This is a genomic window from Actinobacillus succinogenes 130Z (assembly GCF_000017245.1).
GTDB classification, from domain to species: Bacteria; Pseudomonadota; Gammaproteobacteria; order Enterobacterales; family Pasteurellaceae; genus Exercitatus; species Exercitatus succinogenes.
In genome coordinates this window covers 463040-476135 of record NC_009655.1, presented here as the reverse complement: position 1 = coordinate 476135, position 13096 = coordinate 463040, and the positions used below count along the sequence as shown (strand labels likewise).

Annotated in this window: 11 protein-coding genes; 4 read left to right on the top strand and 7 right to left on the bottom strand. The window is 49.9% G+C overall.

The window, feature by feature from the left end; all coding sequences use genetic code 11:
• Positions 1–134: 134 nt before the first annotated feature.
• Complete coding sequence (locus ASUC_RS02180) at positions 135–998, top strand: YicC/YloC family endoribonuclease (RefSeq protein WP_012072182.1); 864 nt, start codon at positions 135–137, stop codon at positions 996–998.
• A gap of 2 nt (positions 999–1000) precedes the next feature.
• Positions 1001–1822, top strand: a complete 822-nt coding sequence (ygfZ, locus tag ASUC_RS02175; RefSeq protein ID WP_012072181.1) for a CAF17-like 4Fe-4S cluster assembly/insertion protein YgfZ — start codon at positions 1001–1003, stop codon at positions 1820–1822.
• A gap of 88 nt (positions 1823–1910) precedes the next feature.
• Here the strand turns inward: ygfZ and ilvA are convergent, their stop codons facing one another.
• The 5 genes from ilvA to ilvG form a co-directional block, all read right to left on the bottom strand.
• The gene (gene ilvA / locus ASUC_RS02170; RefSeq protein WP_012072180.1) at positions 1911–3449 is read right to left on the bottom strand and encodes a threonine ammonia-lyase, biosynthetic; all 1539 of its coding nucleotides are present in this window, start codon (positions 3447–3449) and stop codon (positions 1911–1913) included.
• Between the two features lie 107 nt (positions 3450–3556).
• Positions 3557–4387 carry a ZIP family metal transporter gene (locus tag ASUC_RS02165; RefSeq protein WP_012072179.1) on the bottom strand — a complete coding sequence of 277 codons (831 nt, stop codon included), beginning with the start codon at positions 4385–4387 and terminating at the stop codon, positions 3557–3559.
• 71 nt (positions 4388–4458) lie between these two features.
• The gene (gene ilvD / locus ASUC_RS02160) at positions 4459–6303 is read right to left on the bottom strand and encodes a dihydroxy-acid dehydratase (RefSeq protein ID WP_012072178.1); all 1845 of its coding nucleotides are present in this window, start codon (positions 6301–6303) and stop codon (positions 4459–4461) included.
• 139 nt (positions 6304–6442) lie between these two features.
• Positions 6443–6676, bottom strand: coding sequence for an acetolactate synthase 2 small subunit (gene ilvM, locus ASUC_RS02155; protein ID WP_012072177.1), 234 nt, complete (start codon positions 6674–6676; stop codon positions 6443–6445).
• A 14-nt stretch (positions 6677–6690) separates the two neighbouring features.
• Positions 6691–8349, bottom strand: a complete 1659-nt coding sequence (ilvG, locus tag ASUC_RS02150; protein WP_012072176.1) for an acetolactate synthase 2 catalytic subunit — start codon at positions 8347–8349, stop codon at positions 6691–6693.
• Positions 8350–8510: 161 nt separating this feature from the next.
• Between ilvG and ASUC_RS02145 the strand changes: the two genes are divergently transcribed.
• Together ASUC_RS02145 and crcB are read left to right on the top strand one after the other, a co-directional pair.
• Entirely contained in the window at positions 8511–9329 is an 819-nt protein-coding gene (locus tag ASUC_RS02145; RefSeq protein ID WP_012072175.1) for a Cof-type HAD-IIB family hydrolase, read from the top strand.
• A 1-nt stretch (position 9330) separates the two neighbouring features.
• A complete protein-coding gene (crcB, locus tag ASUC_RS02140; protein ID WP_012072174.1) occupies positions 9331–9711 on the top strand; it encodes a fluoride efflux transporter CrcB in 381 nt (126 codons plus the stop codon).
• A 66-nt stretch (positions 9712–9777) separates the two neighbouring features.
• Here crcB and glyS read toward each other — a convergent pair whose 3' ends face one another.
• Both glyS and glyQ read right to left on the bottom strand, forming a co-directional pair.
• Complete coding sequence (gene glyS / locus ASUC_RS02135) at positions 9778–11847, bottom strand: glycine--tRNA ligase subunit beta (RefSeq protein WP_012072173.1); 2070 nt, start codon at positions 11845–11847, stop codon at positions 9778–9780.
• A 234-nt stretch (positions 11848–12081) separates the two neighbouring features.
• Positions 12082–13026 carry a glycine--tRNA ligase subunit alpha gene (glyQ, locus tag ASUC_RS02130; RefSeq protein ID WP_012072172.1) on the bottom strand — a complete coding sequence of 315 codons (945 nt, stop codon included), beginning with the start codon at positions 13024–13026 and terminating at the stop codon, positions 12082–12084.
• Between the last annotated feature and the right edge of the window lie 70 nt (positions 13027–13096).

The following is a 13096-nucleotide window of genomic DNA, read 5'->3' as shown; positions in this document are numbered from 1 at the left end:
TCATTTTAGCATGCAAAATGCTATAAACGAAATTTCATACACGTAAATCCCTTACAAATTAAGCGTTTTTCTTTGCGACGTTTCACAGTAGAATAGGCGCGGTAAATTGATATATGAAAAATCGGGAGAAAAATATGATTTACAGCATGACCGCCTTTGCCCGCCACGAAATGAAAAAAGACTGGGGCAACGCCGTGTGGGAAATCCGTTCGGTCAACCAGCGTTATCTGGAAAATTTTTTCCGCCTGCCGGAACCGTTCCGCGGCTTGGAAAATACTCTGCGCGAAAAACTGCGGCAAAATCTAACCCGCGGCAAAATCGAATGCAGCCTGCGTATTGAAACCAAACAGGCTGCCGCCACACAGTTAAATCTGAATAAAGAATTCGCCGAACAGGTCATTCAGTCGCTCAAATGGATTAAAACTGCGGCGGGCGAAGGCGAATTAAGTTTAACGGACGTGTTGCGCTATCCCGGCGTAGTCGAAGCGCCCGAGCAGGATTTGGACGCTATCAGTCAGGATTTATTGGCGGCATTCGATCAATTATTACAGGAATTCATTGCCATGCGCGGACGTGAAGGCGAGAAACTGCATGCCGTTATTCAGCAACGGTTGGACGCCATTTCCGTGGAAGCGGACAAAGTGCGGTCGCAAATGCCGGCGGTTTTACAATGGCAGCGCGAACGTTTACTGCAACGTTTCGAAGAAATTCAGCTGCAACCGGATCCGACCCGATTAGAACAGGAAATGATTTTACTGGCGCAACGGGTGGATGTCGCGGAAGAACTCGACCGACTGCAAATGCACGTGAAAGAAACCGCATCTATTCTGAAAAAAGGCGGTGCCGTCGGACGCAAACTGGATTTTATGATGCAGGAATTAAACCGCGAATCCAACACGCTGGCGTCAAAATCCATTAACGCCGACATCACGGCGTCCGCCGTGGAACTGAAAGTATTAATCGAACAAATGCGCGAACAAATTCAAAACTTGGAGTAAGTATGACGCAATTCATCGAATTAAGCCAATATACGTTAATCCGCGTTGAAGGCGATGACGCGGAAAGCTATTTACAAGGGCAACTGACGGCGGATGTCACCGCTCTTGCGGCGGGCGATTCCACCTTCACCGCCCACTGCGATCCGAAAGGCAAAATGAGTGCGGTTTTCCGTTTGATCCGACTGTCGGAAAAACGTTTTTACGCGTTAATCCGAACCTGTTTGCTGCCTGCCGCCCTTGACCAGCTCAAAAAATATGCGGTGTTTTCGAAAGTGGCCTTCACACAGGAAGAAGCCGAACCGGTGGGCATAATCGGTGAAACGGAGCTGCCCGTACAAGCGAAATTCAACAATCGCGCGATTTTAATCAACCCTCAAAGTGCGGTCGCTTTTAACGCCGATTCTGCCCTTTGGGATTTGGCGGATATTCAGCAAGGCTATCCGATTTTAACGGAACAATCCCAGTTCGAATTTATTCCGCAAGCCTTGAATTTGCAGGCAATCGAACAAGCGGTTTCCTTTCATAAAGGCTGTTATATCGGGCAGGAAACGGTGGCGCGTGCCAAATACCGCGGTGCTAACAAACGGGCGATGTACGTCTTTAAAGCCGCGACGGATTCCATTCCGGAATGCGGCGGCGAAATCGAAATGCAACTGGAAAGCGGCTGGCGTAAAACCGGCACCATTCTCTATGCTCTTCACGCCGACGGCGAATTATGGCTGCAAGTGGTGTTAAACCGCTTTGAAGATAACCCGGCATTCCGCCTGGCGAAAAATCAGCTTCCTCTCGAATTACAGCCTTTGCCCTATGATTTAGACGCTTAAAACGAACGGCAAAAAAGAAAAAAGTGCGGTGAAAAAACGTTTATTTTTCACCGCACTTTGTCTATCCGCTCTAATTTAGCGCTTGCCGTTACAGCAGAAAATAGCGGTAAGCCGGGCTGTCCGTGACATCCTGATAACCGTAACCCAGTGCTTGCAAGTGCTCGTTAAACGCCCGTAAATCACTGTCTTCGATTTGGAAACCGGCAAGCACATCGCCATAATCCGCGCCGTGTCCGCGATAATGGAACAGCGAAATATTGGCTTTGGTGGTACCCAAGGTTTCCAGAAATTTTAACAACGCGCCTTTCTGTTCCGGAAATTCGAAACTGTAAAGTCGCTCCTTAAGCAGACTGGACGAGCGTCCGCCGATCATATAACGCACATGGGTTTTGGCGATTTCGTCATCGGATAAATCCTGCACGTCATAACCGCCCTGTTTCAGTTGCGTCAGAATCATCGCTTTTTCTTCGCCGCCGGTAATCCGCACTCCCACAAAAATGCGCGCCTGCAGTTCGTCCGTATAACGATAGTTAAATTCCGTCACCGCATTTTGTCCTAAAATCTGACAGAATTTTAAGAAGCTGCCCCGCTGTTCCGGAATGGTGACGGCAAATAAAGCTTCGTTTTGTTCGCCGATTTCGCAACGTTCGGACACATAACGCAAAGTATGGAAATTCAGGTTGGCGCCGGAAAGCACGTTCACCAGCGTTTCGCCTTTGATGCGATGGGTTTTCACGTATTTTTTCAAGCCCGCCAGCGACAACGCGCCGGACGGTTCGGACACCGCACGCACATTTTCGAACATATCTTTCATCGCCGCGCAGATTTCGTCGCCGTCAACGGTTATTACATCATCCAGATATTGCCGGCAAACGCGGAAAGTTTCGTCACCGATTCGTTTCACCGCCACGCCGTCCGCAAACAGCCCGACGCGTTCCAAATCCACCGGTTTCCCCGCTTCCAGCGCGGCCTTCAGACAGGCGGAATCTTCCGCTTCCACACCGATTACTTTAATTTCCGGCATTAATTGTTTGATCAGCACGGCAATCCCCGCCGCCAAACCGCCGCCGCCCACCGGCACGAAGACGCGATCGACACGGCTGTTCTGCTGAATAATCTCCATACCGATAGACCCCTGACCGGCTATCACGGCGGGATGATCGAAAGGCGGAATAAATGTCATATGTTCGCTTGCGGAAAGCTCCAGCGCTTTGGCTTTGGCTTCATCAAAGTTGGCGCCGTGCAACAACACTTCTCCGCCGAAAGCGCGGACGGCGTCCACCTTAATGGACGGCGTATTCTGCGGCATCACGATTAACGCGCGAATACCGGCGTTTTTGGCGGATAACGCCACGCCCTGCGCATGATTGCCGGCGGAAGCGGTAATAACACCCGCCGCTTTTTGTTCCGGCACCAGCCCCGCGATCATGGCGTAAGCTCCGCGTAATTTGAAACTGTGCACCGGCTGGCGGTCTTCCCGTTTGACAAAAATCCGATTTTCCAGTTTTTCCGATAATTTCGGCATAGCCTGCAACGGCGTGACTTGCGCCAAGTCATACACTTTAGAACTTAATACCGCTCTGAGATATTCCGAGCCGATAGGTTGTTTTGATAAGTTGTTCGTCATAATTTATTCCGTTTTTCTTTTTATTGTTCGCATAACCGCCGAAACGCTTTTTTCGTTTTCCGTATGTTAAACCGTCTTCAAAAATGTTGAAATTTCCGACCGCACTTTTAGCCCAACGCCACGTCTAACACCATCATCACCACAAAACCCAGCATTAACCCCATGGTGGCGCTGTCGCCGTAACCGTTACTTTGAGATTCGGGAATCAGTTCTTCCACCACCACGAAAATCATCGCGCCGGCGGCAAACGCCAGAGCGTAAGGCAAAATAGAAGTCACGGACATCACAAAAGCGGCGCCCAATACGGCACCGACAGGTTCCACAACGGCGGACATGGAACCGTACCAGAAAGCCTTCCGGCGACTGTTGCCTTCGGCACGAATCGGCAACGACAACGCCGCGCCTTCGGGAATGTTCTGTAACCCGATACCTACCGCCAAACTGACGGCACCCATTAAGGACAAACTCATATCCGCCGTTTGTGACGCCAAGGCGCCGAAAGTGACGCCGACCGCCAAACCCTCGGGAAAATTATGAATGGTGATGGCCAGAAACAGCAAGGTGGATTTCGACAGTTTTTTCTTGTATTCCAGCAATCCTTCCGCCTTTTCCACAGGCATGTTTAAATGCAGGTGCGGTACGAATTTATCGAGCAATCGCAAGCAATAACCGCCGACAATAAAACCGATCGCCACCGGCACCCAGGCCCAATTTCCGTAATCCGCTTGCGCGTAATCCAACGCGGGGTTGAGTAACGACCAAAAGGAGGCGGCAATCATCACCCCTGCCGCGGCACCCATCAGAATGTCGAGCAATTTGCGGTCTACATGTTTGAAAAAATAGACAAATGCCGAACCGAAAACGGTACATCCCCAAGTGAACAAGCCGGCGACAAACGCCTGACAAACAGGATTCAACGACAAGAAATAATCAACCATTCACATCTCTCCATGTCTATTCATGCCCTGACACAAATAAAAGTGCGGTCAAAATAACCGCACTTTTTCGCTTAAAGTTTTGTTTTATCGCGCACCGCACCTTTGTCCGCCGATGTAGCGAAATGACCAAAGATTTTCAATGCGGTGGAAACTTCGCGCCGACGGTTTTCCGGTTGCCATGCGCGCGCACCTTTGGCTTCCATAGCCGCACGACGAACCGCTAGTTCTTCATCCGGAAGCACCAGATTGATGGCACGGTTCGGAATATCGATTTCAATGATGTCGTCGTTATTAACCAAGCCGATAGCGCCGCCGGAAGCCGCCTCCGGCGAAGCGTGGCCGATGGATAAACCGGACGTACCGCCGGAGAAACGACCGTCCGTCAATAATGCGCATTTTTTACCCAATCCCATAGATTTCAGATAGCTGGTCGGATACAGCATTTCCTGCATACCAGGGCCGCCTTTCGGACCTTCGTAGCGAATCACCACCACATGACCTTCTTTCACTTTGCCGCCCAAAATACCGGCAACGGCGTCTTCCTGACTTTCGAACACGATGGCTTTACCGGTAAACTTCCAGATGGATTCGTCTACGCCCGCGGTTTTCACGATACAACCGTCTTCCGCAATATTACCGAACAGAACCGCCAATCCGCCTTCTTCCGTAACCGCATGGGCCCGATCGCGGATACAGCCGTTGGCGCGGTCGTCGTCCACCGTATCCCAACGACAATCCTGAGAAAACGCTTCCGTAGTACGAATACCCGCCGGACCGGCGCGGAAGAATTTGTTCAATTTTTCATCTTTGTTACGTATGATATCGTATTGATTAAGCTGTTCTTCCATGGTTAAACCCAAAATGGTTTTCACCTTGCGGTGAATTAACCCGGCACGATCCAATTCGCCGACAATCCCCATAATACCGCCGGCGCGGTGAACGTCTTCCATATGATATTTATTGGTATTCGGCGCGATTTTGCTTAGGCAAGGCACCACGCGGGATAAACGGTCGATGTCCGCCATTTTGAAATCTACGCCCGCTTCCTGCGCCACCGCTAACAAGTGAAGTACGGTATTGCTGGAACCGCCCATGGCGATATCCAGACTCATGGCGTTTTCGAAAGCTTCAAAGGTTGCGATGGAACGCGGAAGAACGCTGTAGTCGTCTTGTTCATAGTGACGTTTGCAGATTTCTACGATTTTGCGCCCGGCTTCCAAGAACAGTTCTTTACGATCCGCATGAGTCGCCAGCATAGAACCGTTGCCCGGCAGGCTTAACCCCAGCGCTTCGGTCAGACAGTTCATGGAATTGGCGGTAAACATGCCGGAACAAGCGCCGCAAGTCGGACAGGCGCTTTTTTCGATGACGTCCACATCGGCGTCGGATACGTTGGCGTCCGCGCTTTGAATCATAGCGTCGATCAAGTCTAATTTGATTAACTTATCGGAAAGTTTGGTTTTGCCCGCTTCCATCGGACCGCCGGATACAAAAATCGTCGGAATGTTCAGGCGCATTGCCGCCATTAACATTCCCGGGGTGATCTTGTCGCAGTTGGAAATACAAACCATGGCATCCGCACAGTGGGCGTTCACCATGTATTCCACGGAATCCGCAATCAAATCGCGGCTCGGCAAAGAATAAAGCATACCGCCGTGCCCCATGGCGATACCGTCGTCCACCGCGATGGTATTGAATTCTTTGGCGACGCCGCCCGCTTTTTCAATTTCGCGGGCGACCAGTTGTCCCATATCTTTTAAGTGAACATGCCCCGGCACGAATTGGGTGAAAGAATTGACCACCGCGATAATCGGTTTACCGAAATCGTTTTCTTTCATTCCCGTTGCACGCCATAATGCGCGTGCGCCTGCCATATTACGACCTTGTGTACTGGTCGCCGAACGTAAAACCGGCATAATAATCTCTCCAAGTAAAATTGTTAGGTTCGACCGTCTTCAAAGTGCGGTCAAAAAACAAACGTTTTTTATTGCTTAATTTCTAATCCTGCTCAGCGACGAGAAAAGGTTAATGCCGCCGCTGTTACTGCGAACGGGTTTATTCGCAGCTTTCGCAGGTCACGTCCACCACATCGAACAGTTTCGCAATCTGTTTCATCAATTGGCAGGCGTCGCGATCGCTGGCGACGGTTAAATCCAACCAGACTTTTTCGTTTTCCAGCAGCATTTTCAGACAGGTGACGGTAAATCCGCGATGACGTACCACGCGTAAAATGCGTTCCAATACTTCAGGGCGGTGATTTGCCACGATGGTCATTTCGGTTTGTATCATGTTTAGTTCCTTGCTTAACTCATTTCTTCAATCATATCCGTGTTACAGGCGCCCGGCGGCACCAGCGGCCAGACGTTTTCGTCTTCATGAATGCAGACATGCAGGAAATAAGCGTCTTCGGCGTTCAGTAAACGATCCAGGGCATCGCTGACTTCGTTTGCTTTTTCAATGCGCTCGCCCGCAATACCGAAAGCGGAAGCCAAGGTAACGAAATCCGGATTGTCATCCAACACGGTGGCACTGTGGCGACCGTGGAAGAACAGGGACTGCCATTGACGCACCATGCCGAGACGTTGGTTATCGAGTAACAGAATCTTAACCGGTACATGCCCGGATTTCACCGCACCCAGTTCCTGAATATTCATCATAATGGAGCCGTCGCCGGTGACTAAAATTACATCGTCTTCAGGACGGGCTTTTTGCGCGCCGATAGCCGCCGGTAAACCGAATCCCATGGTGCCGAAACCGGCGGATGTAATGAAGTTTTCCGGCGCGAAATGCCGCATGTGTTGCGCCGCCCACATTTGATGCTGTCCCACATCCGTCACCACTACGGCATTTTCCGCTTTGCGACGGGACAAAGTATGCAGCAACCAGTTCGGGTTAATATCGCCGTCACCCTGATTTTCCTGATAGGTAAAATCGAAATCCTGTTTTAACCGCAACACGTCTTCGCGCCAAGGCTGAATATCCAACGGCATGGCAAGCCCTTCCAGCACTTGCTCCAAATCGCCTTTCAACGCCACATCCGCACGGCGTAATTTACCGATTTCCGCCGCATCAATATCCGCATGAATCACTTTGGCATCGGAGGCGAAAGAGGTTAATTTGCCGGTGACGCGATCATCAAAACGCGCGCCGAGTACGATAAGTAAATCCGCTTCCTGGGTAGCATAATTGGCTGCCTTTGTGCCGTGCATGCCGATCATCCCCATATAATACGGATCCGTCGGTAATACCGCGCCCAATCCTTTTAACGTGGAAACGCTTGGGATTCGGCTGATTTCCAGAAAACGACGTAACGCCGGTACCGCATGCGCCATACCGACGCCGCCGCCCACATACACCACCGGACGTTTGGAAACTTTCAATAATTCCACCGCACTTTTCAGTTCGTCGGCATTCACGGCGGCAGGATTTAATTTCTCCAGCACGACCGGTTGTAATTGGGTTTCGGCGAATTGAACGTCTTTCGGAATATCAATCAGAACGGGGCCCGGTCTGCCGCTTGAGGCAATTTGGAAGGCTTTGGCGAACACATCGGGCAATTCGTCGATATTACGCACGATGAAACTGTGTTTGGTACAACCGAGGGAAAGGCCCAGCACATCCGCTTCCTGGAATGCGTCGGTACCAATCAACCCGCGTCCTACCTGTCCGGTGATGGCGACCACCGGAATGCTGTCCATTAAGGCGTCGCCCAAGCCGGTAATCAGGTTGGTGGCGCCGGGGCCGGAAGTGGCGATACAGACACCGACGGCGTCATTACCGCGTGCCCGTGCGTAACCGATCGCCTCTATCGCCGCCCCCTGTTCGTTACGACAAAGGAAATGTTCGATACCGCTGTCATACAGCGCATCGTATACGGGCATGATCGCCCCGCCCGGATAGCCGAACACAGTGGTTACGCCGTGAGCTTTCAAACATTCTGTGACTAGTCTTGCACCGTTCATTGAAATTCCTGTAAATATGATTTGTTATTATGCATCTATGGATGAAAGGTTTCATTATAGCGATCTTTCGTCTGATTCCTATCATTTATTGATTAAAGTGCGGTCAAAATTTACATAAATTTGATATGATACAAAAAATTTTTAAGCATAAGGATGTCAAGATGAAACAATTTCCCTTTCGCACCTTTGTTTCCGACATGGACGGTACGTTGCTGAACGACCGGCATGTAGTAGGCGATTTCACCCGTACTACGCTGGAAAAACTCAGCGGACGCGGCGTTGATATCATTCTCGCCACCGGTCGCGGTTACACGGACGTCTCGTTTATTCTGAACAGCATGGATGTAGAGAATGCCGCTATGGTCACCGCCAACGGCGCAGAAGTGCATGATTTAAAGGGTAATTTAATTTACAGCAACTACCTGCCGGAAGAATTGGCATTCGATATCATGCAGGAAAGTTTTAATACGGACAACATCTGTCTGAACACCTACCAAGGCGACGAATGGTTCATCAACGTGGATTTACCGGCTTTGATGAAATACCACAAAGAATCGGGCTTTAGCTACCAAGTGGCGGATTTCGCCGCCCATCACGGACGCCAAACCCAAAAAGTATTTTTTATCGGACGTTCTTTGGAAGATTTACTGCCGTTGGAAAAACGCTTGCGGGCAAAATACGGCGAACATACTTCCATTATGTATTCCACTCCGCAATGCCTGGAAATAATGAACAAAAACGTCTCAAAAGCCACCGCACTTTCCGCCTTGGTAGAACAACGGGATTACGAACTGACGGACTGTATAGCTTTCGGCGACGGCATGAACGACATCGAGATGCTTACCGAAGTGGGCAAAGGCTGCGTCATGGGCAACGCGGACGTACGCATGGCGGAACAGGTGCCCCATTTGGAACGCATCGGATTCAACAAAGACGAAGCGGTAGCGAGTTATGCCCGCGCCGTTTTCGGGATTTACTGATATGTGGCAGTCACTGTTACTGGTCGGCGGCGGCGCGGCATTAGGCGCTTCCGCCCGCTGGGTGTTGGGCGTGTGGCTGAATCCGCTGTTCGGCCATCTCGCTTTCGGCACGCTGATTGCCAACTATACCGGTTGTTTCATCATCGGCGTTTGCACCGCATGCTTCTGGCAATTCCCGCAGCTCAGCGCCGCCGTTAAGTTATTTATGATTACCGGTTTTCTCGGCGGTCTCACCACGTTTTCCTCCTTTTCCGCCGAAGTGGTGGAAAACGTTCTGCAGGGCAAAATCGGCTGGGCCTTCGCTATTATGAACCTGCACCTGCTCGGCTGCCTTGTTTTCACATTTTTAGGCATTTTTCTGACCGCACTTTGCTGGAAATAGCCCGTTTCCGACAAACAAAAAAGTCTGAATTCTTTCGAATTCAGACTTTTCTTTTTTCATTAGCGGTTATTGCAATAAGGAAATATCCGCCACCTGCAAGAACAGATTGCGCAACACATTTAACATTGCCTGACGGTTTTGACGCAGTTTTTCATCTTCCGCATTCACCATCACTTTATCGAAGAAGTTATCAACGACTTCGCGTAAACACGCTAAACGATCCAACGCCGTTTGGTAGTCCCCTTTGGCAAATACCGGCGCCAGTTCCGATTGCAATGCCAGCACTTGTTCCGCCAAGGCTTTTTCCTCCGCTTCCAGCAACAAAGTGCGGTCGATTTCCGAACGGATTTCACCGGCTACTTTGGCAAGAATGTTGCTGACGCGTTTATTCGCCGCCGCCAGGGCTTCCGCTGAATCAAGCGTGCGGAAATGGGACACCGCACGCACACGGGCATCAAAGTCCGCAGGTTTGGTTGGACGACGAGCGAGTACGGCTTGAATCACGTCCACCGCAATCCCTCCGTCTTGATACCAGGCGCGGAAGCGTCCAAGCATAAAGTCCACCACATCATCAACCACATTCGCATTCGTTAATTTATCGCCGAACAGTGCCGCTGATTTTTTCACTAAATCGGCTAAATCTAACGACAGGTTTTTCTCCACGATAATACGCAACGCTCCTAATGCCGCACGGCGTAAAGCGAACGGGTCGGCACTGCCTTTCGGGGCCTGCCCGATACCGAAAATCCCGGTGAGCGTATCGAATTTATCCGCGAGAGCGACACTACTCGCCACCAAGCTGTTCGGCAAATTATCGCCGGCAAAACGCGGCATATACTGTTCGTTTAACGCCACCGCCACTTCTTCGTCTTCACCGTCGTGACGTGCGTAGTGCATACCCATCACGCCTTGGGTGTCGGTAAATTCGAATACCATATTGGTCATCAAATCACATTTTGACAGCAAACCCGCACGCTCCGCTTTAGCTTTATCCGCCCCGATTTGGCCGGCGATTTCGCCCGCGAGCGATTGAATACGTTTGGTTTTATCGAGTAATGTGCCTAATTGTTGTTGGAACAACACGGTTTGCAAACGCGGTAACAGATCTTCTAAACGCTGTTTTTTATCGGTATTGAAGAAGAATTCCGCATCGGACAAACGCGGGCGAACCACTTTTTCGTTGCCTTCGATAATCGGCATTGGGTCGACCGGATTAATATTTGATACAAAAATAAAGTGCGGTAATAATTTGCCCTCTTTATCGTAAATCGGGAAATATTTTTGGTCGCCTTTCATGGTGTAAACCAAGGCTTCCGCCGGCACCGCTAAGAAACGCTCTTCAAATTTCGCCGTTAATACGTTCGGGAACTCAACAAGCGATGTTACTTCGTCTAACAAATCGTCTTCAATATCCGCTACGCCGCCAAGTGCGGTCGCTTTTTCCTGAGATTTTGTCAAAATCATTTCGCGACGTTTATTGAAATCGGCAATCACGCAGCCTTTTTCTTCCAATAAAGAAGGATATTGGTCGGCGTGGGAAATTTGAAATTCTCTTTCGCCCAAGAAACGGTGTCCACGAATCGTTCTGCCGCTTGCAATACCTAAAATTTCACCTTCGATTAATTCACCGCCAAGCAATAATGTGACCGTATGTACCGGACGCACAAACTGCACGTTTTTATCACCCCAACGCATGGTTTTCGGAATCGGCAGATTCGCCAGCGATTTCGCGATGATATCGAGCATTAAATTTTTAGTCGGTTGTCCTTCGATTACGGCACGGTGCACCAACCATTCGCCTTTATCGGTTACAAGACGTTCGGCTTGATCCACAGTAATACCGCAACCGCGAGCCCAACCTTCCGCCGCTTTGGTCGGTTTGCCTTCCGCATCAAACGCCGCTGACACCGCCGGTCCGCGTTTTTCGATTTCTTTACTCGGTTGGTTGGCTGCAAGGTTCAACACCTTCACCGCCAAACGACGAGGTGCGGCAAACCATTCTACTTTGTCGAATGCTAAGCCCGCTTGCTTCAATTCGTTTTCTACATTTTCCGCAAACGCGGTTGCGAGTTTTTTGAGCGCCTTCGGCGGCAGCTCTTCTGTGCCGATTTCGGCGAAGAAGTTTTCGGTTGTCATTGGTTTTCTCTTTAAATTATCTGTAAATATCTTATATCTAACTTCGTTTTAAGTTCTGCTAAGTAACTCCTAACCCCTCTTTAGTAAAGAGGGGGAACTGGGTTTTGTGCGTTGTTTAAGTATTGCAGGCTAATCCACATTTTAAAATTTCAATTGATGATGAAGAACACCAAATCTTAAATTTTTGACGATCCGCCCCCTCTTTCATAAAGAGGAGGTTGGGGGGATTTAAACCTACTTCTTACACCCCGGAAAACCAAGTGCCTCACGGCTCGCATAATAGGCTTCCGCCACGCCTTTGGTCAGCGCGCGGATGCGTAAGATATAGCGTTGACGTTCGGTGACGGAAATCGCTTTGCGGGCGTCAAGTAAGTTGAAGCTGTGTGCCGCTTTTAAAATACGTTCGTAAGCCGGTAACGGTAATGCGGTTTCCACCCAAATTTCTTTGTCGTTTTCCATGCGAGGTTCTTGTTTCAACAGAAATTTAGCTTCTTGTTCGTATTTATTGAAACATTCGAACAGGAAATCCACATCGGCATATTCGAAGTTGTAGGTCGATTGCTCCACTTCGTTTTGATGGAATACATCGCCGTAGGTGGTTTTACCGAGCGGGCCGTCAGACCATACTAAATCGTACACGCTGTCCACGCCTTGAATATACATCGCCAAACGTTCTAAACCATAGGTTACTTCGCCGGTAACCGGTTTACATTCTAAACCGCCCACTTGTTGGAAATAGGTAAATTGGGTGACTTCCATTCCGTTTAGCCAGACTTCCCAGCCTAAGCCCCAAGCGCCTAAGGTCGGGTTTTCCCAGTTATCTTCCACGAAGCGAATATCGTGTTGAGTCGGATCGAAGCCGAGCATTTTCAGCGAGCCTAAATACAGCTCTTGAATGTTGTCCGGGGAAGGCTTGATTACCACTTGGAATTGATAATAGTGTTGCAGGCGGTTCGGGTTTTCACCGTAACGACCGTCGGTCGGACGGCGTGACGGTTGCACATAAGCGAACGCCATCGGCTCAGGGCCAATAGCGCGGAGAGCCGTCATCGGGTGCGAAGTGCCGGCGCCTACTTCCATATCGAAGGGCTGCACAATAGTGCAGCCTTGTTGCGCCCAGTAATCCTGCAGGGCGAGAATCATACCTTGGAAAGTTTTAACGTTAAATTTTGCGTCCATAATCTCTATTTCTATAAAAAACGGTGAAAAATGCGGGTATTATAGCCTAAAAAGGCAAAAGTGCGGTCAA